The following is a 24,227-nucleotide window of genomic DNA, read 5'->3' on the forward strand; positions in this document are numbered from 1 at the left end:
ATTTCCAAGAGTTTCCCACACGCACAATGACTATATATTTACCAGCCCCTGGTATTCTTCGCTAATCTCATATCAAAATATAGTGTTTTATTACTATTGTTGTGTCAGTAAAGTGCTTATTGGCAAACGAATTAAAGTGATTATTGCACCACCACCAAAAAGTAAAACGAATAAGAACACTAAAAATGAACACGCTAAAAAACTGCTCATCAGCAGTAGCGAAATCGACAAGTAGCTTTGAGTTACACTTTCTAGGCTTTGCAAAACCATCCAGGCCATGGGTAACGCCATAGTTAAACTCAATAATAATTTTTTAAAAATACGTAAAAATAATGCAGGTTGGTTAATACCTAATGCCAGCATCACCCCATATTTATTTTTTTCTCTCATTAAATTTGCTTTAACCTGATAATACAAAGTTAGGGCGAGTAACACTAAAATAATAAGTGCCATAAAGCCACTGGTAACAAATAACAGCCGCCCCCCTAAATTCAAAGCAAATATTTGCGCTTTTAATGTTGATTGTAGTTGATATGGATTTACATTAACCGTTTCATGCTTTACCCAATTATTAATAACGTTTGATGCTTCTTGTGTTGACTTTTCTTTACTAAAAAAAACCGGTAACACTTTATAAATGATCATTGGATGGATATTCGCGTAATGCAGATAAACAACAGGATTACCCTTTCCAACACCATGATGTGGCGCATTTTCGGTGATCGTCGCAATCGGGTAATATGAAGCACTTGGAAATGAGTTTACCTGAATAGGCATACCGATAAGTGCAGATAAAGGTTGCTCTGCTGCAATCATTCCTTGAAATTTTAGTTGCTCAGCAAAAGCGATATTAATAGCAAAAGTGTTTTTAGTAAATATACCGTTTACCACAATAGGTATGTCTAATACCGAAAAGTAATTGCTAGAAACGTAAGTACCGCTGACATTAAAACCATCATTTGTAGGATCCGCTGTTAAATTATAACTGAGGCTACTGTCATCTAAGTTAGTAAAGGGGTTATAAGCGATAGCTAATTCAACCTGCTTTTGATTGCTCCAATCACCTTTTTTTTGTTGCTCACTCAGGTAAACTTGTGCATCTTTTATTTTATTAGAGTTAAACGAAATAACAGCTGGGTTCACAAAATCTATTTGTTGTTTTTGCCATTCGCTGATAAAAACATTGGTCGTAAAAACAAAAGCTAAAGTAGCAATACACAGTTGTAACACTAAATTACCTTGAGAAAACAGGGTTTGTAACTTTGTTTTACTGCCTAGTGACGAGCGACTAAAGCTATTATTACGGTTTAGTTTCAATAGCGGCAATAATGTACAGCTGAAAAAAAACAACTGAGAAATAACCAGTGATACAAACCAGTTAAACCAATTAAGTTCAAAATCGCTAGAGAAATAACGTTGATATAAAAGCCCATCTTGTAAAATAGATTTAAGTAAAAAAATAAAAAAAATACTAAAGACCACAGAGGTTAATGCCATCATAAAATTTTCAGCAAGACAACGTTTTACTAAATCAGACACTTTAGCGCCTAGTGCTATTTTTAAAGAAAACTCTGCTTTTCGGTCAATCAATTGTTGGCTATATATTGAAAATATTGTACTAAAAATAATAAAACCAAAACTGGCGATCAAAAAAATTAATGTCCAACATTGAACGATCAATACTTTTTTTGCTTCAGGGTCTAATTCTATACCCGCAATTAACCACGGGGCATCATGCTCTTTAACAAATATCGCTTCATGATTAGGGTAAGTGTCAATTTGCTCACGAAAATATTCTTGTAAATCAGTTGTATTTACTGATTTAGACAACTCTGCAAAACCAAAATAGTCAGGTTTACTGTTTAAAAAAGGTTTTGCATCGGGAATAAACTCTGGCACATAAAGCGATAAAAAACTGTCAGGCAGCCAAACATCCACTTTATACTGATTCACGTTATTCATATTGGCGGGCATAACTCCTGCGACCAATAATTTCTGCCCTTTTATTAGCAAAGTTTTACCAACAATATTATCTTGTCCATTAAGCTGATACTGCCAAAAAGCATCGCTAATGTAGACGTTGTTTTTTACAAACGAGTCGGCTGAAAAAGGCGCTGGCAGTTCCAGTAGTACAGGTAAGTTAGTTGAATAAAAAGCCAAAGATGTTTTTTGAAACGCTATATCGTTAACAGTAATGTTTTTTGTTTGAAAAGAAAGACTCGCGATATTGTTTACCGCTGGGTGCTTGTTAAGTAAGTCAATATTATAGCGTGTTTGCTTTTTTATTTGCCCTGAAATACCTATGGCGGCAATCGTGACTAAAGGCTTGGTATTTCCCACCCAGCTAGGGCTTTCATTATTTATCTCTCTGAATAAGTTAAGTGTTAAGCTAAAAAGCGCACAAAACAAAGCTAAGCCAAGCACTAAAGTAAACCATTTTAACCGTTGCCCTTGCCACTTGCGCCAACCGTAAACAATATCAAACAACATTTTTTAATCCTGTTGCTGGCGTTAACACTAATTTCCCGTCATTAATGCGATATATTTTTTGGCACTGCTCTGAAATTTCAGCGCTGTGGGTTATCAATAAAATAGTACAGTTTTCTTGATGAAATTCATGAAAAAGTTGCATCACTAACTCAGCGTTTTCACTGTCAAGATTACCTGTCGGTTCATCACAAAGCAGTATTTCTGGTTCCGTAATAAGCGCGCGAGCAATAGCGACACGCTGTTGTTGCCCCCCCGAAAGTTCACTTGGGAAACTACCTGCTTTTTCGAGTAAGCCTACTTTTTTTAGTACGTTTGAAACTTTTTCACTGTATTGAGATTTTTTAAGCGTTTTATCAAAAGTTAACGGTAAAACAATATTTTCAGCAACGGTCATATCCCCAACTAAGTTGAAATTTTGAAAAATCCAACCGATATGCTTATTTCGTAATACAGATTTCTGAAAAGTAGATAACGTATCAATGGCTTGACCACATAATTGATAGTCGCCACTCGTTTGCTCGTCAAGTAAACCTAAAATCGACAGTAATGTAGATTTACCACTACCTGACGGCCCCACTATTGCGACCATTTCTCCAGGGAAAATACTAAAATCAACATTTTTTAACACTTGCTGTTTGCTATTACCACGGCCAAAGACTTTACACAACTTATCCGTAGCAATAATGGGCTTACTCATAAACATGCTCCACGCTTATTTTATCTTGTAGACTTAACTGTGCTGGCATCGTCAATAAAATTTCATCTCCGATGTTGATATTAGATAAAATTTGCATAACGTCTTGAGTAATTTCGCCAATATTCACCTGCTGACGATAGAAGAAGCTGTCGCCTTTAGGGCGAACAAATAAGGTTTGCTCACTGCCGGGTTTGACAATTAACACACTGCGTTTAGCTATAAGCGTCTTTTCAATATTAACTATATTAACTTCACCGGTAACATCAATATTAGGCATGGCGCTGTTCGGTAAAGCTTGCTTAAATTCTACATCTATTTTGACACTACCATTAATAACCGTAGGTGCAATTCGGGAAATATAACCGACAATTTTTTCACCTTTAATAAACAGTTCAACCGTTTGATTAAATCGAATTTTATCAGCTTCACTCGCGCTAACAACGAGCTCTGCATATAAGCTTTTAGTATCAACCACGGTACCTAAGTGGCTACCCGCCATTATTTGCTGCCCTATTTCGAGCTTGTCATCTAACTGAATAAGAATACCAGCCATAGAAGTGGTAATTGACAGGTTATCAATATCATTTTTTAGCATATCTACGGCTGATTGTGCACGCTTAATTCTATATGAGGCAGCCTTTCTGGTCGATTGATGCGTTTTTGTTAAAGTGGATAATTTCTTAGTTTCAATATTGAGTTTTGTTTGCGCTTTGTTACGCTGCATTATTACTTTTTGCAACTTTAGCTCAGAAACCACATTGGTTTCTCGTAACTTGAGATTCGCTTTTAAATCAACATCATTGATAGAAAGATCGGCTTTAGCCAATTCAATATCAGCTTCTTGCTGAAAATAGGCAAGCGATAATTCAGCAGAGAGTTTCTCAATTTTTGCTTGTTCTTCTAATAAATCTAACTGACTATTTTGATAAGCTTTAATGAGCTTGGGATTTGTCAACGTAAGGATAGTTGCGCCTTTTTCTAACTTAGCGCCAGGCCTTAATTGAATATCGCTAATATGGCCTTGACTCATCGCGATAATACCGCGACGAACTTTGGCTTTAAGTCGACCATAGGTGTCGACATTGACCTTAATTTGACCGTATTTAATCACACTAATTTGTGCTTGAGTTTGTAAACGCTCTGCTTTGTCACTTTTATTGTTATCAGCATAAATCTGCCATAAAACCAAAAGACAGCAGATGCCAATGAAAAACGCTAACCCAAATAACCCTCGTTTTTTGTTATTTTGATCGGTGGGGATAGTAAGCATTCTTTATAAAATCCTTTTATTATTAAAAGTAATCGCACTGATATTGTTGCCTTACCGTTAAAGTACACTAACTTTCGTTTAAGCACAACATGTTGACTTAACGTAAATATATAGTTAACTTGTGATTTATTAAATGATGCAAATACGATATTTATCATCAATCAAGCTCGGCTGTATTTTATAATTAATCGGTAAACAAGCTTTACAAAAATTCAGTGAATCGGCTTTATTGTTGTGCAAAAATTTAAACTTAGTGGTTTTATTGTATTTATGAGCGCGTTATCAATGTTAAGTTCTGAGTTATCGCATATAGAGATGAATATATTTATTTTTAAATTATTTTATAAAAGGAATTACCTCATGAAATGTTTCATCAGTTTGATTATTATCTTATTGTTCAGCCACTCAGCCATTGCGCAACAACCTGTAACTATCGCAAATGATATATTTAACGTTTATAAACTTCATGGTGAAGTTGCAGGTAAGCCGCCTATCCCTGCGTTATTTATTTATGATAGCCAAACGCAAAAAATAATGTCCCCACAAAAAGTATTGAACATTTTTTCAAGAGACAAAACGTTAACAACAATGGCGGTAAAAGGTATCACCGTTTTCACAAAAACAACCTCAACAGCTACAATTAGCCAAACTGAGTTAGAAAAAGCATCACGATTTATTAGTATAGATACTCGCTATGTCGCCTTTTTTCATAATATGGGACAAGGTATGGCTGCAGGCTTCCCTGAATTCCCAGAATTACTGGCCGCAGAAAAAGCTATTATTAAACACCTAAGCGCACAAGATGACGTGAGCTTATACACCTTGATGTGATTGTTATGGATAGATTAACGTTTTGAGCATTTACCAATGATATATATTGTTGGGTAATGTAGTTATACATGGTTTTAAGAACAACAGGTTTTGGCAGACTTGCTTAACAGTAAAAATAAGTGGCTAAGCTAATGGTACGAACTAAACATGGTAATAATGCTTAGTTCGCTAATATTAATGTTAGTAAAACACTAAATCATGAGTTAAGTATTTTTTAAAACATAATCTAAACCGCCGGTAATAGCGGCAACTTGTGCAAGATTACAATTCTCAGCATCTGATGAAGGGCTGTCTGGATAAACCTCTGTTGTGGTCATGTATTTAGCATCTGTTAAGCCCATGCATAAACCTAAATCGCGTGCCGCGTAATTAATAACACCTACCTGCTCAAGTGGTACGCCAATTAATTTACCACTTTCGTCTGCTGGCGCTATATGGGTGACTTTCTCAACGGCATCAATAATAGCCTTTTGAAAACCTATTTCTGGATCAACGCTATTCGCAACTAAATAAAAGCCATCTGGTATATCCCAGGCTTTTTGCTCTATCGCATCGCGCGCAGCAAGTGCCGGTCGGAAGGTTGAATTATCGGTATCCGTGGTTTCGTGTAAATCAATATGAACAAAAATATCAGTCTTGAGCTCAGCAACATATTTCATTATTGCTGCAGACTCCTCTGCGGGGCTATTTTGATAAAAAGAACGGTTTGGATCTATCGCTTTAGTGTTCCAACGGTTAACGGTTTCATAACCCCAAGGGCTAATACAAGGTGCCACTATAATATTGAAATGTTCAGCATATTGATTAGCTTTGGTTTCAACAAAACATAATGCGCCTTGCACACCACTGGTTTCATAGCCGTGAACACCACCCGTTACTAAAACTGTTTTTTTATTGTCATCCCAGTTTTTTGTTTTAATAACAAATAAAGGGTAGCGGTTTTCATCAAGTGAAAGTGCGCCATACTGTTGCACATCAAGATCTGTTTTTAATACGATTATTTTTTCAACCACTTCACTTTGGTATGAACGTTTAAGGGTTTGTGCTTCAAACCATTGAGTGTTTTCAGTTTCAGTCCATTTTTGACCCGGCGTGCCGATTGGATAGTTTTCTTCTTGATTCATTTTATTTTCTTTTGATGTTTTTAGATTAAGACCAAGTTTACACGGAGAAAGAAGTAAGGGTAAGCGTTAGATAATTAAATAACTTCAGCTATTGTTAAGTAGTCAGCCTATAGCTGAAGTAAAAAAAAGGGTAAAACTAACAATGTTAGTTTTACCCTTTTAGCTTGTTTTTATAAGGGTCCTTATAAAGGACTCTTTTTTAAAGGCAGTTAGAGACGGTATTTTCGACTTTACTTGCCGTTAAACGAATATGGTTAATAGACAAATTAACCATACCTTGGGTGCGAAGTTCAAAAGGCATAGCCACTTTACTGAGCTGAACACCTTTATCAGCGAAGCAATGTAAACTTATTGATATATCTTGCCATTCACCTAACGGTAAACTGGCAAGTTCTTTTTGAATATCAATACGCGCCTGACAACTTGATTGAGTATCACCAATAGTTTCGCAGTTCATCGACACATAAACAGGCTGGTCAATATTACTGTCTCTCAGCACAGTGAAAGTTAATGTTGCATTTCTTTCAAGCTCAGAAGATAAGTCTTCTCTAAACCCGTTACCACTAATGAATTTTACTCCAACGTTTTTGTTACCTGTCGATTCAAGGCGAAAAGAATCTTCTTGAACAAGCTTATCAACGGTTCGATAAGATATACCAGGGAGTGACTTACTATTGGCATCTATTTCAGTTGCTTGTTGATCTGAAACTAATAACATTTTCCATGGTTCTACTGCTTTTCCCTTAAATATATCGGTATCATGATTGGTATTCATCACCGCATCAGACTTTTCAGATAAGTCACCCAATAAAGTATCATCATCGTTATAAGTCAAACCATAGCCATAAGGAAATAAGGGTTGGTAGACATCGTCAAATCGATTAACAATTTGGGTAGGCGATTTAGGCCAAGAAAATGACAATTTTCCTTTAAAGTCATGTTTTACCTTAGCACTTTTATCTGTTAATAAAACATCAGCAACAGCCTTACCTTCTGAACCAGGTAACCATGCTGCCACAAAAGCATCGCTGGCATTAATCTCTGCATTTACCCACATAGGTCGACCACTAACAAAAACGGCAACAACAGGTATCCCTTTTGCTTTAAGCGATTTTAGTAACGCTAAATCTTTTTTATTACCGCGCTGATACTCTAAGTTATCGATGTCGCCATGACCTTCTGCATATGGCTCTTCGCCAAAAACGACAATCGCCACGTCAGGTTTTTCAGTATAGCTACCATCAACGCTTAGTGTCGTTTGACCACCCGCGTCATTGACCCTTTTTTCAATGCCTGAATAAATAGAAGATGCATCCGGAAAATCAGCATTTTTATTACCTGTACCTTGCCAAGTAATTGTCCAACCACCTGATTGCTTACCAATATTATCAGCAGCATCGCCAGCGACTAAAACATGTTGGTTTGGTGATAGTGGTAATAGGTGATTTTTATTTTTCAACAAGACTAAAGACTCACGAACAGCTTGTTGCGCAACATCGCGATGTGCCTTTGCACCGATTAAAGCCGTTTTACCTGAAAGGACACGATTGGCAGGGCTTGGTTTTTCAAAAAGTCCGGCACGTACTTTTACGCGTAAAACACGAGTAACCGCATCGTCTATGCGCGATTGAGCAATCACGCCTTTGTTGACTTGCGCGATAATATTTTCATAAAGTGGTTTCCATGCATCGGTTGGCACCATAAAAACATCCAAACCGGCATTAACCGCTTGTGAACAACTTTCATTTACACAGCCTTTTACTTGTCCGTGACCATTCCAATCACCGACTATAAAACCGTCAAAACCCATTCTATTTTTTAACACGTCGGTCAAAAGATACTTATGTCCGTGTACTTTATCTCCGTTCCAACTGTTAAAAGAAGCCATTACAGATTGAGCACCCGCCGTTAAGCCGCCAACATAACCTTGTGCGTGAATAGTAAATAGTTCTTGCTCTGAAACTAAATTATCACCTTGGTCGTCACCATATTGGGTACCACCGTCACCAATAAAATGCTTAACGGTGCTAATAACCCGTTTATTACCTAAAAAGTCTTTATTAGCATGGCCTTGTAAGCCTTTTACAATAGAAGCAGAATAAGTACGCACGATTTCAGGATCTTCAGAATACCCTTCATAAGTACGCCCCCAACGATCATCTCTCACAACAGCAACGGTTGGTGCAAAAACCCAATCAATTCCTGTCACCATAACTTCGGTCGCCGTTATTTCAGCTATTTTTTCAATTAGATCAGGATTGTTTGCCGCCCCTAAACCAATATTGTGTGGAAATAGCGTTGCTCCAACAACATTGTTATGACCATGTACAGCGTCAGTTCCCCACATAGTAGGAATAGTTGAACCGTCTACTGAATCATCAATTGATGCTTGATACATTTTCTCAGCTAAAGAAATCCAATCAGCAGGTGTAGAATGTTTATTATTATTTGGAAACGCACCACCACCATTTAGATAAGAGCCAAAACCATAGGTACGCATATCTTCAACAGTAATATCGCGAATTTCAGGTTGTATCATCTGTGCAACTTTTTGTTGCAAGGTCATTTCTGCGAGTAAACTTGCCACCCTAGCTTCGATGTTATCGTCTTTTTTAACTTCACTTTCAAGCTTAGGCCAAATATTATCTGTTTTATTTTCTTCAATAGATTGAGCACTTGCATCCGTTGAACGCGTAACTGATGACTGACCACACCCCAAAATAAAGAGAGGTAACGCCATAAAAATCAGGCTTTTTGTTTTTAATTTATAATATTTCATCTTTGTCTCATCCATTAACTGTACTGGCTATTTTGCTACCCTTTACACCATAATAAATGATGTATATATAACAAAATAAAGGCAATATGAAGGCAACCTGAACATTAGATATGTCAGCTAATATGCCTTGTAATACAGGAAGAATTGCCCCACCAACGATGGCTAAACAAAGGATACCGGCTCCTTGGCTGGTATGTTTTTCAAGACCACTTAACGCTAAGCTAAAAATAGTTGGGAACATAATTGAGTTAAATAACCCCACTAATAGTATCGCCCACATAGCAATACTGCCTGAACTAAGCACGGTTACGAGTATCAAAATGGCAGAACATACTGCATTAAAGGCTAATGTCTTACCCGCATCGACTTTTTGCATAACGGCTGCGCCAATAAAACGACCAACCATTGCTCCGCCCCAGTAATAGGTCAGGTACTTAGCCGCATCTGTTTCTTCTAAACCGGCAATATGAGCTTCACCTAAGAAGCTAACCAAAAAGCTACCAATCGATACTTCTGCGCCAACATAAACAAAAATACCAATGGCACCTAGGACCAAATGACGATGCTGCCATGCAGAGCCTTCAATTTTTTCACCTTCGACAACTTCAGCACTTTCAATATGCGGCAGTTTCAGTAAAGCAAAAATAGCGGCAAGTACGAGCAATGCCGCCATAAGCCCTATATAAGGTAATTGCACCGATTCAGCACTTGTTGCTGACATTGAATCAGTCACTTCATTTAAAATTAATAACGCGCCAAAATAAGGAGCGATAGTCGTGCCTAATGCATTAAACGCTTGTGTCATGGTTAATCGTGAGGAAGCAGTTTCTGTTGAACCTAATAAGGTTACGTAAGGGTTTGCAGAAACCTGTAAAATAGTGATGCCACTCGCGAGTACAAATAAAGCAGATAAAAAAACAGGATAACTATGTAAAGACGCAGCCGGATAAAACATTAAACAGCCTAATGCGGCAATAACTAAGCCAATAACAATACCTTTTTGATAGCCCATACTTTTAACAAGCTTTCCTGCGGGTAAAGATACAAGGAAGTAAGCGCCAAAAAAACAAAACTGGACGAGCATTGATTGTGCGTAACTTAAAGAAAAAATAGCTTTTAAATGAGGAATTAAAATGTCATTTAAACAGGTTATAAAGCCCCACATAAAAAATAATGAGGTTAATGAAAGTAAAGCAAAGCGAGTAGAGCTTTCTCCAACTTTCCCATTAGATAAATGGGTGTCAGAAGCTTTAGCTTGCCCTAAAGATGAGGGTGTTACAGCCATGAGGTAAAATCCTATACTTGTTTATAACAGATACGTGTGAACGACAGCTATGCTTAAAGCGTATCGTTAAGTTTGTATTGCATGCTGATGAAAGTATTGGCGCTCATAACTTATTAACTTAAAGCATATGAACGCCAATATTGAAGAACGGTTATTTAAAGCTATAACGAACGCCTAAGGTGTACCTTGAACCGTATTGACGAGCAAAAAGAAATTGCTCTTCATAGCGGCCATAACCCTGTTCTGTTTCGTTATTCAGGTTGAGTCCTTCAAAGAATACAGTGAAGTTTTCATCAATGTCGTAATTAACACTCATATCGACTTGACCAAACTCTTTAGCAAACTGTGGCGGATTATCTGAAGAACCTTGTCCTTGGCCTACACCAATAAGGTACTCGTCTCGCCATGCGTAAGTGACTTTTACCGACAAGCCATCTTTTTCATAGAACAGCTGAAAGTTAGCTGAGTCACTTAATCCGGTTAACGGTGTTTGTGGCGCTAAGTCTGCGACACTGTCAACTCGGGTTATATCATCAACATCAAACTCAACATCCCCGTCAACAAAAGTAGCATTTGCACCAAAACCAAAACCACTTTCACCAAAGAAATGTTGAACCGCTAGCTCGATACCATCAACCATCTTGTCATCTGGCGTGTTGAATGGACGAGTAATATCCCATTGCATCAGTGGATCATCACTTGTTGGTTCAATAAAGCCTTGAGCATTCAACGTAGCACCATTGAGCTGCATTTGAGCGAAGATTTCATCACTAGTTGGAGTGCCACCTAAATCTGTAACAGCTTGGTTCCAACGTGGGCCTTGATATATATCACGTATATCATCAACCGCTGTGGTAACTGTTTGGCTACTAATGAAGTTCTTTACATCTTTTCTGAAGTAACCCACTGCAGCATAACTGCCTTCTGCATAGTAATATTCTAGAGAAATATCAAGGTTAGTAGACTCATAAGGGTCTAAATTAGTATTACCTTCGCCACCAATACGAGAATTAGGTCTGGTACTTGCCCCTAACGAACGGCCACCCGCTAAATTTCCTAAAGGTGCACGAGCAATAGTTTTACCCCAAGATGCACGAGCAATAATTTCATCAGTAAGTTCAACTTTCATGTCAACCATAGGTAAGAGCACATCATGTTCACCTTCAAGCGATAAGATCGTATTTTCACCGGGTTGATACTGGGTAAGCCACTCGCTGCCACCTTTCCACCAAACTTCAGTGGGGATAGGTTGCAAGACATTACTGGTTACATCTGTTTGCTCATATCTAAAACCAACACTCACCTGTACGGGGAAATCAGCAAGTTCAAACTCAAATAAAGAGGATGCATAAATACTGGTGGTATCTTCATCGACCGAAGCTTTCGATTGAACACTTCCTTCTCGGTAAGCATCTGTACTAAAATAGTCATCGCCTAACACGTCAGTGTTTAAATAAGCTTGTGAACGGGCAACAGCTTCATCAAAATCGAAGCTGTAATAGTAACCAGCGCCAATTGGGTTGTCGCCATTAGAAAACTCATCTAAAAAGCCGTCAGTTGTGTTGTAAACAAACATTCCATCAGGAAAAACAGCAGAATAATTAGGGCTAAACAAGAAACCACCGATTAACCCACTCCATGAACGTGAACCGCCCATGGTTTGTTCGGTACGAGCAAGTCCAAATTTAACAAGCTTTAATGCTGAATCATCCGGGTTTTCCCATGAGCCATCAATTTGCAATTGCTCTATTTCAGATTTACCAGGTGTATGTTCAAATTGGCTAAAATGAGAGTCCATTTCACCAGGTGCAAGCGTTGTAGAGCCATTTTTCCAAAAAATTGTACCTTGAGGAATATCACCGTCTCTAAAGTCATAATGTTTATTAACCAGCTGATCTGAACCAAAGACTAATGATCCTGTACCATTCATCCCGGTATCTTTACCATTATCTGCCTTATTTTCTGAGTTATGGTAATCAACTGAAAAAATGAATTGATCATTCGCTTGCCACTCTACATTAAAACCCAATGAGCTTTCATTCGTTTCTGTAGTGTCACGATTTGCGGTGTATGAACCATCGTTGCCCGACAAATCAGCGAACATAACCGTGCCATTTTCATCTAATTCGTAAGCATCAATGTTACCGCCAAAATCATGCCATTGCCCCCAACCAATAGAGTTACGACCTGTAGTCGATTCTCCCATGGTGTAATCAAGTGTCAGTATAACGCTATCAATGGGCGCATATTGGAAAGTAACATTAGCGTTAGTTCTTTCACGTTCAATATTAGCAATAGCGTAGTTCATGTCACGAGGAAAAAATGCACCTGCCGCTGCATTAGCATCACGGTTATCAATCACTTTATTGGCATCTAGTTCTGGAAGTTGCCCGTTTGGCTGAAACTGCCAACCTTGAATGTTTGCTGATTGTTGTTGAAAATCACGCTCTTGATGAGAGAAGGATAAAGCAAAACCTAAGGTATCATCAGCAAAGGTATTGCTGTACAAGCCCGAAAACTCAGGTGTAACATCATCACCCTCTACATTTGACGAGTCATAAATGCCTTTACCTGAGATCACAAATTTCTCACCAGGGCTAGCAAAAGGTTTCATCGTAATGATATTTACGGTCGCGCCGAGGCCACCACTTGGGTTTTCTGCGCGTGCTGTTTTATGAACTTCAAGTGCGCTAACGCCGTCAGAAGATAAATTCTCTAAACTGTACGAGCGAGAGTTACCAGTACCCGGCATTTGACGTCCGTTCAAAGTAATTAAGTTAAACTCTGGCCCAAAACCGCGCACAGTAATTTGACTACCTTCGCCATTTGAACGGCTAACAGAAACGCCGGTAATACGTTGTAATGACTCAGCTAAGTTGGTATCTGGAAATTTACCCATATCTTCGGCCGAGATAACATCAACAACACCTGAGGCATTTCTTTTTACCGACATTGAACGCGATAGACTGCTCATAATACCGGTAACTTCGATCACTTCTATTGCAGCGTCTTTGTCACTGCTTTTTACTTTTGCTTCTTCAGCAAATATCGGTAAAGAAAAAGCGGTACCGATTAACATTGTTATAGTTGCCGCGATTTTTGTTTTTTTGAAATTAGTTGTTTTCATAACTTTCCTACCATTCACTTTATGTTATCGCTGTATAGAGATATTCAGTACATATACAGCTGGAAAACGGGCGCTGATGCGCCCAACACATTTAGGACTTAACGGCGCTATTTGTTCACATAACGAATATTATCGAACTTAACGGTCATAACCCCTGTAGGCTCCATAACAAATGGGTTAACTATGTTAGTAGGGTCAGCAAAACTACCTGCTGAAAATGCATTATCGTCAGCCAGTAAGGTTTGTAAATTAATTCTGACTTCTTGCCATTCACCTAACGTTGAAGAATCAACAATAACATCACTCACATTAGGCCAACCACTGTCTAGTTTGATATATAGATCAACGCCTGCATCAGCACTGACGACATACATATCGAAAACTAATTCACTGAAAACGCCATAACCACTGATATCAAACGGAGCAGCTGAACTATCAAGGTACCAGTTACCTGTTCCACCTGTTTTAACTATTTCAATCACATTGCCACGGTCAGCTTCAACCATCTCAGTTGCCGTAACAAAGCCGTCAGGGTTATAGCTATTAAAGATGAGATCGCCAGTAACAGCGTCGTCATACAAAGCTATTTCGTCTTCACTATCATCGGGTGATTCATAACGAATATTATCGAACTTAACGGTCATAACCCCCGTAGGTTCCATAACAAATGGATTAACTATGTTCGTAGGGTCAGCAAAACTACCGGCTGAAAACGCATTATCGTCAGCAAGTAAGGCTTGCAAATTAATTCTGACTTCTTGCCATTCACCTAACGTTGAAGAATCAACAATAACATCACTCACATTAGGCCAACCGCTATCTAGTTTGATATATAGGTCAACGCCTGCATCAGCACTGACGACATACATATCAAAAACTAATTCACTACCCACAGCATAAGCGCTAATGTCAAACGGAGCCGCTGAACTATCTAAGTACCAGTTACCTGTTCCGCCTGTTTTAACTATTTCAATCACATTGCCACGGTCAGCTTCAGCTATCTCAGTTGCTGTAACAAAACCGTCGGGATTATAGCTATTGAAAGCAATATCGCCGATAACAGTGTCGTCATACAAGTTAGCAATCACTTTGGTATTACCGTTACTATTACCTGCGGCAACGATACGAACGTTATCGAGTTGAGCAACAAAGCCATTCTGAGTTCCCCAAGTAGGGAAGAATGCTAAGGGTGTATTTATATTGGATATTTCTAACGTTGAACCTGTGTTAGCGACCAAGTCTGATAACAATATGCTGTAAGATGTCCATACGCCTTGTGCAGGTTTATCGATAGCGTAATCGCCCGAGCTACATGGGTGTACACAATCCATTTTGATAACAAAGCCTTCAGCGCCGCTATCGTTTACCACAAAAATATCAAACTCAAGAGCTGCATAACCTCTAAAGTCTTGCACACTACCTGGGACAAGTTGGAAAAAACCAAGAGCTTCATCCGAGTTGAAGGTGAACTGTTTCACGATGCCGTGATCACCACCAACATCGAGCTCTTCAATGACAATTTCACCACTAGCAGCATAATGGCCCGCTAAAAAATCGGTATCTGCATCACTAAATATGTCAAAGACAGAACCAGGGGCAACAGGAATAGCGGCTACAGGTGGATTAGGTGCTTTACCTTCAACCAACGCACCGTTAGGAAATTCGTCACTTGCAATTTGGTTGTAACCAGAGCGAATTGTTTCACAACCTTTCCCCGTGTCAGTGTCTTGATTACATTGATATACACGAATATAGTCAATTTCAAACGTTTGCCCATTAACAAAAGCTTCTGGATCAATACCTGTGTTATTGGAGTTCTCTGCCCAATCGCCACCAACAGCATTATTTAATATCATGAAGAACTCTTGATCAAAGGGTGCACTATCCCAATGGGTCGTCAATTCCCCGGTGGTTGCGTCAAAATACTCAGTGAACCAACCTCGATGATTCAAACCTAAGATTTCACCGTCAGGTTTAGTCTTTAGCTCAGATGCTTTTTGAGTTGCATATAAATAATCATCTACGTACCAACGGATCTGACCTTCTTGCCATTCTATAGCATAAACATGAAAATCGTCTGCAGGGTTAACGCCACCTGGTAAACTGTAAGCAGCACCTGAATATGCGTGATCTGCCACATTAGGTCCATAATGTAATGTCCCATGGACATTGTTTTCAACAACACCTTCTTCATTAACCGTTTTTAAATTAACGGTTTCAAGAATATCTATTTCACCTGAATAAGGCCAGCCACCATATACGTCATCTGAAGGCATCATCCAAAATGCAGGGAAGCTACCTTGTCCAAAGGGCATTTTAGCTTTAACTTCAAAACGACCGTATTTGAAATTTACTTTATTTTCGCTCACAATACGTGCTGAAGTATATGGCAGGACAGCACCTTCTGCTGCCGGTAATGCAACGAGTTTAAGTGTGCCATCGCTTACAAATGAGTTGTTCGAATCTTCGGTGTAACACTGTTTTTCTTGATTACCACCACCGTCACAGTTAACTTCATGCGTCCAGTTTTGAGTGTTTATATTAGTTCCATCAAACTCATCGCTCCAGACCATTGTCCAGTCACTGACTGGTTGAGCTGGGTCTACTTTACTTGCGTCTGTTTTGGTTTCTGCACCGCCACCGCACCCTAGTAACGATAATGTTGTTACCAAAGTAAACAACTGTGTCAGTGTTCTTGTTGCTTTCATCATAATTTATTTTCCAAATCGCCAACTACTTTACTATGCCACTTAACCCTGTTGTTTTAATTATCTTATTTATATTGATTACAGGATTAGGTTTCATCATAGCTTGGCAGTAAAACAGTTAGGCTTATTAACTGTTTATACTCCCCCCAAAATCATACTCGTATAAACGACAAATAGTTACAATTCAAATGCGGTATGACGGTTATTGAATGAGGCAATAGCAAAATCATAGATATTATTGAGGTGAAGCGAGACAAAAAAGAGGTAACAGGTTAGCTTTTTTTTGATTCCACTATTTGTTGAATAGCAGAGCTATAGTTTCGACTCACTTTAAGGCGTACCTCATTGCCTAATTCTAAAATACTTTCGCTGTTTCGCATTGCTCGAACGCTCTTAATACAATGAATGTTCACTAAAGTAGATTTATGTATGCGGGTAAATATAATAGGGTCTAATAATTCAACGAGTCTCTTCATCGTTATACGGACAACATGAGTATCTTCATTGGTGTGCACACACATATAATCGCCTGCAGCATCAATCCAGCGAATGTCTTTAACAGGCAAAAATACTTTTTCATGGTCACTATTTTTGATCACTAACTCTTGGTGAAAAGGGCTAGGAAAGGGTGAATCAGTTTCTAACCAATTTTCAAGCTCGCTAATGGCAAGGCCTGACGTTTCACCTAATGCTTTAAGTAATTTAAACTTTTCTTTATCTGAGTTTTTAGGAGAATAACGCTCCAAAATACGTTCAACTGTTTGCTTTAACCGCCCTAAATTTGCAGGTTTTAACACATAGTCAATAGCATTTAATTCAAAGGCATCGAGGGCGTATTCACCATAAGCACTTACAAAAACTATCATAGGTAATACATCAGACTGCAAAGCCTGAACAACTTCAATGCCATTTAACCCTGGTAAGCGTAGGTCAAGAAAAAGCACGTCGGGGCAATGTATTTGACAAAGCTGTATCGCTTGGTCACCATCACTTGCCTCAGCGATGACATTTATTTCTGGAATTTTCTCTAACCGCAACCTGAGACCTTCTAATGCAAGCGGCTCATCATCAACAATAATTGCGGTTAATGGTTTAGTTAGCGGCAAAAGTGTCTCCATTTTATGTTAACGTCACAAAAGGAATAGAAATAAAAACAGTTGTACCATCATTAACGCTCTCATTAATATCTACTTTAAAGTCTGCATTAAACATAGCATCTAAACGCGCTTTTGTATTGCTGATACCGATACCAAAGCCATCACTTACTTTTTTGCTAATCGCCTGCCCATTATCAATCACTTTAAGTACGAGTCTGTCGTTTACCTTAGTCGCTTTAATTTGAATAACGCCCCCTTGTTTTCGAAGCTCGATGGCATATTTAATTGAATTTTCTACCAATGGCTGCAGTAACATACTAGGTACCAGGCAATTCATAGCGTTATTACAAATATCAATATCGACAGTTAAACGAGCACCAAAACGAACCTTTTCGATACAGAGATAAAGATCGAGTAACTCCAATTCCTTTTTTAAGGTGGTTTTGCTTTTGTCATTTTTATCTAACGAATAACGAAAAAATTCACAAAGCTTGTCTAACATCTCATTCGCTTTATCATTTTCATTTTTATAGATAAGTGTTGATATCGCGTTCATGGTATTAAACATAAAATGAGGGTTTAGCTGATAACGTAACATTTCTAACTGCGCATCCTTTGCTGCGGTTTGAGCTCGAAGCAGCATTTCATGTTCTTTTTGCAACTTATTGTTATAGAGCATAATAAAAAATATTGATGTCCAAACAAACATTGTTGTTAATGAAAATAGCAACCAACCGCCAAATTCCAACATGTCCCATGCTTCATTCCATTGTTGCTGATAAATAATAACCTTATAAGTGCTTAACTTTATTATATTAAAAATAACACCAAAAGTTGCTGCTGATAAAAAACTAAAAAAGAGTGTTTTATTTAAAGGTAAGTGAACAATTCGTTGAATAAGCAGCCATTGTAAATAAGATAAAATAAAACCACTTAACGTTTCTAAAACTAGGTTAAGTAATTGTCCTGAAAGGTTGAAGGTCTCTTGACCTATTTGAGGACGAATAATCGCTAAAAAAACAACAACGGCATAACCTAGCCAACCCGCAATTTGTAATGTCCAAAATTGATGGCTTTGCTTTGAGAAAGCTTGATCTCCTAGCTCGAGAATATGGTGGTCTTTATTTACTGCCATTTTTTCACTTAACGTTAAATTGATCATTTATAAAGGTATAACAAATATAAAATAAAAAAGAGTTTTTGCGACAAGCCGTGCTTTTACAGCGTTAACTCATGCAATGAGAGCTTAGCCTTGTTATTAGCCAGCTTTAATTATCCATCATTTATGCTAATGCTTGGTACAAGCGGTAATAGGATGGATGATTGCTTTGGTTATTTTTCCATATTGGTATTTAACCAGTGGTTGGTTAATATAGCCATTTAGTCGTCCAAATTCACTCGAGGTTAATAATTCAAAATCTTTAGTTAAATTAACAATTAAGCCAGTAGACTTCTTAGACTTCGTTTTGTTTTTACCTTTATTGTTATTCTGGATATTATATTGACCACTATCGGTTGATAAACTATCAACCGATAGCTCATCAGGAAAACTCTGCTCACGACTCGCGGCAACAATACAGATCCTATGTTCAGCAGCACGAGACAATAAACAATATTCAACCTCACCCGGCTCTTGGATTTCAAAAGGCACCAGTAATAAATGCGCATTATTTAAAGCGGCTACCTTCACTATTTCGGGTATGTTGGCGTCGTCAGCCGTAAGCATAGCCACATTAATATTCCCTTGCTCTAAAGGTAATTCGACAATCGCCAACACATCGCCCAGAGAGGTCCAATGATATCGTTGACAAAAGTGTAATTGTTGCTGTTTAGCAAAAAGTCCATGCTCACTTATTAAAACGGCCTGATGCATGCCCTCAACCACTAAACTGGTACAAACATATTGAAAAGGTCTTAGTACCGAGCTAATTTGTTTAAGTAACTGTTCGCTTAAGCATTCAACCTCAATTAATTGCTCAGCATGATGGGTGATTTTTTTATCTGCAATAAAAAATAATTCAGGTAATTGAATAATATCACTGAGATTGTTTTCAATGTAAAAACACACATCTTCAATGGCCTCTTCATTTGATTTATAGGTTGCAAAAATGGCAATATTGGCGGTATCAGGTAGTTTATGAGCAGAATTATTGACCTGTTGATGCATAGGTTGTGTTAATCCTTGATAAAGTTCAGGACGTCGCTGTTTGAAAAGTTCTGTTCCATCAGGCCGACGTTTATTGCTCGCGGATATCTCTGCCTTAGCCAACTCTATATCAGCAAAAACAAAACCTTCTTCCTTATGGTCTATCTTTGCTAATACCTTGCCCTGAGGAGAAACTATTTGGCTTTCGCCTTCGCCAAAAATAGCGCCAGTTGATGTGAGTGCTCCCACTTTATTTGCTGCAGCCAAAAACACTTTATTTTCGCACGCGCGAGCACGATCATATAATTCGCTTTGGTCAATAGCGAATGAACTCATTGAATGACACAATAATTGTGCGCCCTGTAAAGCAAATTTACGTGGTGTCTCAAAGGTCATTGTATCGTTGCCTGCCAACAAACCAAGTTTTCCAAAAGACGTTTTGGCCTCGCCCAATTGATGACTTCGATACATAAAAAAATCATTTTCACGACCAACTAATGTTTGTTTATCTTCTTGGTGAACAAGCTCTCCAAGTGGTGAAAACAAACAGGAAGTGATACTAATGTTCCTTTTAATCACAGCATTTTGAGGTGCTTTTAACAAATCACCAGCACCACTTCGCCGTAAGGTAACGTTAAGGACAATATAACAGTTATGCTTTTTTGCTTGTTCTGCAATAGCATGCATAAAGGGTCCATCAATAATTAAAGCTTCATGCCATGCCTGATTATGATCACTGTAACAAGGCAACGTGTGGCAAAAAAGCGTATTACAATATTCAGGAAGCACGATAAGCGCTGGCTGACATACTGCCACCTTATTTATCATACGAATACAGGTTGCTAGATTTTCTTGTGCATTTGAAGAGGTGGCAAACTGAGAAACGGCGACGCGCATAATGTGTATATTCCAGGTAATTTGAGGTAAATGTTGCAATATTAAAGCATTATGCTTAATCGAGACATTATAATTTTAAACGTATTGCAGCCCAAACGTTTAACAAAATTAAGTTTGGGCCAATGAGTAATGGCTGGTTATCATTACGCAATGATAAACATAATAAACATACATTTCAGCTATTTATAAAAATCTCATTTGCATACCTAAACTGATGCACTGTTGATGGCGGTCATAGTCGATAAGTTAATCGCCATAACCATTAAAATACTGTATTAGAATATCGTAACCTTCGGGAAGTGCATAAGAAATATTGAGTTCGACACTGCCTTTATTATCATTACGTTTAAGGTTATTACGTACCGCAGTAAAAAAGTTAAATTTGCCTAACTGAGTACCAACCCCCAATTCCATATGTCCCAGATAATTTGTAATATCTGGATTGTCATCACCGACCACAGAAAGTGGCGTTTCTTTTCCATCTTCTACTAAGCGGTGCTAGGCTTTTAAATAATAAAAAGCACTTTCATCGCTAAAAACTAACGAAGCAAAAACTCGGTTCCAACTACGCGATGAAAGACCACTTTGACCATTAGATTGATGATTAATCCCTGGCTGGATTTGATTAAATTCAAAGCCCAATATACGGTTTTTCTGTTGCCGACTGTAAAATAATTTGGGTTCATAATTCGTTTATCTAAAGGCTTCGATGTTTCACTATTATACAATTGCCAATAGGATACCGCGGTAAAACCAACATAAAGACCTGAAGCATCAGTCGTTTTTGGCAAGTAAATTGGAAACTTGATGCTACTTTGATATTTCGCTTTTACCTTATCGACATTATCATTATTCAACTCTTCAACCGCGCGTGTGCCCAGATGCCTAATATATGAAACTGGTAGCAGGTAATTTAATCTATGTTGTGAAATATAAAATGGATTAGCCGCAGTTTTCAAAAGCGCCTTTTCTCTATTTCCCAGAATAGACTTTTCCTTTATAACAACGATAGGAGCTTCTTCTGCCATCAGTAACTCAGGTATAAAAAAAGAATGGTACATAAGATTTTAATGATGAGTGTTGGTATCTGGACGTTGTTCAAGTGTTATTTCTCATAAAAATTTAATCTAGAATCAACTTTTCTCCTATGTCTGAAGACATTGTCATTGTCGGTCGGTTTATTTAGCGTTATTTATAGTTTTGTTATTAAGTCGTTAAACGGGGTGATTAAATACAGGGTTAACTTTTATTTATAATAGCCATAATAACGGGTAAATCCAGTTTGGTCTGTCAATCTTGTTTTTAGACAAAATTTTAATGGGCAACCATACACTGCACATTTACCTACTGCGCTTTATAAAACAGTGCAATTAAATCAGAATATACGTCGCGGTACCCAAGAATATTAAAAAACCTACTGCGTCGGTAATCGTTGTCAAAATAACACCACCAGCAATTGCAGGGTCTACACCCAGCTTTTTCAAGGCAATTGGAATGAGTGCACCGGAAAGCGTCCCGGTTAGGCTAACAACAAAAAGTGCCAGCGCAAAAACGCCACCTAATCTCCAGTCGTTATACCATAAAATGGTGATTATAAAGACCACTGCAGCCCAGAGTAAACCATTAATAAAAGAGACTTTTAATTCATGAAAGGTCAGCGAAACAATATTCGCACTGCTCACTAAGTCGCGAGCAATACCTCGGGTAACAACCGTTAGCGTTTGGCTGCCTGTGACGCCTCCCATACTTGCCACTACCGGCATCAGTACAGCAAGTGCAACAAGCTGCTCTATGGAAGCTTCAAAAAAGCCAATCACCCAAGCCGCAACGAATGCGGTAATTAAATTAGTACCTAACCAAATCGCTCTATTGAAAGAGATATGAGCAACAGGGGCAAACATATCTAACTCTTCATTAAGACCAGCAGAGGCCAATAAACGTTGCTCAGAACTATTTTTTAATACATCAATAACATCATCAACAGTTATCCGACCTAACAAATAATTATTTTGATCAACAACCGGGGCTGATATTAAGTCGTGGTCTTCAAAAATTTGCGCAACCTGAGTTGCCGATTGTAATGAATCGATTAACGGCACATCGTTTTTCATGACATCGCCAACTGACAAACTGTTGTCCATCGAAACCAAATCACTGAGGTATAAAGTGCCTTGTACTTTGTTATTTCTGTCAACGACGACGAGCTGATCAAGTTGTTCAGGCAACATGCCCTCTTTTTTTCTTAACTTGCACAAATACCGATAAACAGCCTTAAGGCTAACGTCCTTTCTTACGGCAGTGGCGTCAACATCCATCATCCCACCCGCGGTGTTATCAGAAAAAGAAGCCACTGTCTGGTAGCGCTCTTTTCGTTGGCTGTCCATGGCTTCTACCATAGCGCTGACTACGGGTAGTGGTAAATCCGCATCAATATCTGCCAACTCATCCATTTGTAGCGTAGACAAACATTTAAGTAAATCAGCTTCACTGGTTTTTTTGATTAGAAGTTGACGCAATTCTCGATGTACAGAGAGTAAGACTTCACCTTTACTATTAACGGGGATCAAGCTCCAAAAGCCATCTCGATATTTATTGGGGAGTGATTCAAGTAAACGTCCCAATTTAGCTGGGTGATACTTTTCTATTGAAACCAGCAACTCTTGATCGTTTTCTTGCTCTAATGAATGCGTTAATTGACTGACAAGTTTAGTAAAAGTATTGCTCATAGTGCCTACTTATAATGGACGTTCGAGTGCTTATCGAAGAAGATAATTAATAACGAGTGCTGAGTGAGTCGCTTGCGCAGTAACTTAGACGCAATCAACGATGACATCAAGCCTTATTATTAGATTACCCATGAGTGAAAAGATAATATCAGACTTATTGTAGATAAATGTTAATTTTAAGTTGTTTAAGATAAGTCCCCAATAGTAAGCGTGCTAGTCACAATGAGTGTCATGACGGTTAATGTAAACAGATAATTTTATTCTTTAAGAAATACCATACAGCAAAACAATTAGCGTATACACTGAGGCAATTATTTGCGCCAAACAAGAGTTACAATGAAGCAACATATGCAAACATTCATCCATTTATTATCAAAAGGTGACAATGATGCCTTGCTCAACCATTACTTAACATCAGCAGAGTCTGAGAATATTGTTCAGTTAGCGCATCTATTTCAAGAAGGAATAAGCATGTTGGCTTCCTTTGATTTTTATCAAAAAATAGCCACAACATTAATAGAAAGCAAGTGCATACCCAGCGCGCTTATCGCACAAATTAAAACAAATGATACCTTAAGCTTTTTTACACCCGCCTTGCAGTTAAAAGACAATTTCAAGCAAACAGACCATCAGCAACGCAATGCTTTACATTACTTATTAGCGGGTAATAAATTAGTTGAAAGCATACCTCCCTTTATTTATTTGCGCTCGATGATGTTATTTGGCAGTAATGAAACATTACGTGATGGCTTGTGTCAACGTGATTATCAAAACTTAACACCCATCGAAGTTTATTTATTTTCTCATCAAAATTTGACCACTTTACCCCCCCACGAACTTACGGCGTTATTGGCATTAATAGAAATTGAAAGTAAACAACAAACAATAGATACGACTAACGATCAACCAATCATACAAGCAGTTGCTAAGTTATATCGTAGTCAAGGCCAAGAATTGAACAGAGAATCACAAAGACTCGTATTAATTGCCATTTATTTCAAAAGACCCATTCAAGTGATCATCAATGAAATGAGCTAAATTTGATAAGAT

General features: G+C 38.1%; 14 protein-coding genes and 1 pseudogene. 2 read left to right on the forward strand and 13 right to left on the reverse strand.

The features are described 5' to 3' along the window. Positions 1 to 93: 93 nt before the first annotated feature. Genes H4J73_RS08950 through H4J73_RS08960 form a run of 3 tightly spaced genes read right to left on the reverse strand, consistent with a single transcriptional unit; the run spans position 94 to position 4,457 of the window. Positions 94 to 2,490 carry an ABC transporter permease gene (locus H4J73_RS08950; RefSeq protein WP_182223147.1) on the reverse strand — a complete coding sequence of 799 codons (2,397 nt, stop codon included), beginning with the start codon at positions 2,488 to 2,490 and terminating at the stop codon, positions 94 to 96. Beyond that, positions 2,480 to 3,187, reverse strand: a complete 708-nt coding sequence (locus tag H4J73_RS08955; RefSeq protein WP_182223146.1) for an ABC transporter ATP-binding protein — start codon at positions 3,185 to 3,187, stop codon at positions 2,480 to 2,482. Before H4J73_RS08955 ends, H4J73_RS08950 begins: the two co-directional genes overlap by 11 nt. Then, a complete protein-coding gene (locus H4J73_RS08960; RefSeq protein WP_182223145.1) occupies positions 3,180 to 4,457 on the reverse strand; it encodes an HlyD family secretion protein in 1,278 nt (425 codons plus the stop codon). Before H4J73_RS08960 ends, H4J73_RS08955 begins: the two co-directional genes overlap by 8 nt. Positions 4,458 to 4,817: 360 nt before the next feature. Between H4J73_RS08960 and H4J73_RS08965 the strand changes: the two genes are divergently transcribed. Continuing rightward, the gene (locus H4J73_RS08965) at positions 4,818 to 5,288 is read left to right on the forward strand and encodes a hypothetical protein (RefSeq protein WP_182180150.1); all 471 of its coding nucleotides are present in this window, start codon (positions 4,818 to 4,820) and stop codon (positions 5,286 to 5,288) included. 203 nt (positions 5,289 to 5,491) lie between these two features. Here the strand turns inward: H4J73_RS08965 and H4J73_RS08970 are convergent, their stop codons facing one another. The 10 genes and pseudogenes from H4J73_RS08970 to mgtE form a co-directional block, all read right to left on the reverse strand. Then, positions 5,492 to 6,412 carry a M14 family metallocarboxypeptidase gene (locus H4J73_RS08970; RefSeq protein ID WP_182180148.1) on the reverse strand — a complete coding sequence of 307 codons (921 nt, stop codon included), beginning with the start codon at positions 6,410 to 6,412 and terminating at the stop codon, positions 5,492 to 5,494. A gap of 199 nt (positions 6,413 to 6,611) precedes the next feature. Beyond that, positions 6,612 to 9,152, reverse strand: coding sequence for an exo 1,3/1,4-beta-D-glucan glucohydrolase (locus tag H4J73_RS08975; RefSeq protein ID WP_182180280.1), 2,541 nt, complete (start codon positions 9,150 to 9,152; stop codon positions 6,612 to 6,614). A gap of 46 nt (positions 9,153 to 9,198) precedes the next feature. Further along, a complete protein-coding gene (locus tag H4J73_RS08980; protein WP_182180146.1) occupies positions 9,199 to 10,476 on the reverse strand; it encodes a sugar MFS transporter in 1,278 nt (425 codons plus the stop codon). A 151-nt stretch (positions 10,477 to 10,627) separates the two neighbouring features. Beyond that, the gene (locus tag H4J73_RS08985) at positions 10,628 to 13,603 is read right to left on the reverse strand and encodes a TonB-dependent receptor (RefSeq protein WP_182180144.1); all 2,976 of its coding nucleotides are present in this window, start codon (positions 13,601 to 13,603) and stop codon (positions 10,628 to 10,630) included. A 107-nt stretch (positions 13,604 to 13,710) separates the two neighbouring features. Beyond that, positions 13,711 to 16,314, reverse strand: a complete 2,604-nt coding sequence (locus H4J73_RS08990; protein ID WP_182180142.1) for a glycoside hydrolase family 16 protein — start codon at positions 16,312 to 16,314, stop codon at positions 13,711 to 13,713. 269 nt (positions 16,315 to 16,583) lie between these two features. Further along, positions 16,584 to 17,417 (reverse strand): LytTR family DNA-binding domain-containing protein, encoded by an 834-nt coding sequence (locus H4J73_RS08995; protein WP_259366553.1) that lies wholly within the window; start codon positions 17,415 to 17,417, stop codon positions 16,584 to 16,586. A gap of 13 nt (positions 17,418 to 17,430) precedes the next feature. After that, positions 17,431 to 18,543: a sensor histidine kinase gene (locus tag H4J73_RS09000; RefSeq protein ID WP_182180139.1), complete on the reverse strand. Its 1,113-nt coding sequence runs from the start codon at positions 18,541 to 18,543 to the stop codon at positions 17,431 to 17,433. Between the two features lie 153 nt (positions 18,544 to 18,696). Next, on the reverse strand, positions 18,697 to 20,451 hold the full coding sequence (locus H4J73_RS09005; RefSeq protein WP_182180137.1) for a nitrilase-related carbon-nitrogen hydrolase: 1,755 nt from the start codon (positions 20,449 to 20,451) through the stop codon (positions 18,697 to 18,699). A 246-nt stretch (positions 20,452 to 20,697) separates the two neighbouring features. Further along, positions 20,698 to 21,512, reverse strand: a pseudogene (locus H4J73_RS20990) (phospholipase A). Between the two features lie 309 nt (positions 21,513 to 21,821). Further along, on the reverse strand, positions 21,822 to 23,177 hold the full coding sequence (mgtE, locus tag H4J73_RS09020) for a magnesium transporter (RefSeq protein WP_182180131.1): 1,356 nt from the start codon (positions 23,175 to 23,177) through the stop codon (positions 21,822 to 21,824). Between the two features lie 336 nt (positions 23,178 to 23,513). Between mgtE and H4J73_RS09025 the strand changes: the two genes are divergently transcribed. Beyond that, positions 23,514 to 24,215 (forward strand): hypothetical protein, encoded by a 702-nt coding sequence (locus H4J73_RS09025; RefSeq protein WP_182188788.1) that lies wholly within the window; start codon positions 23,514 to 23,516, stop codon positions 24,213 to 24,215. Positions 24,216 to 24,227: the final 12 nt, after the last annotated feature.

Origin of the sequence: Colwellia sp. MB3u-41 (genome assembly GCF_014076845.1) — a bacterium.
Lineage (GTDB): Bacteria > Pseudomonadota > Gammaproteobacteria > Enterobacterales > Alteromonadaceae > Colwellia_A.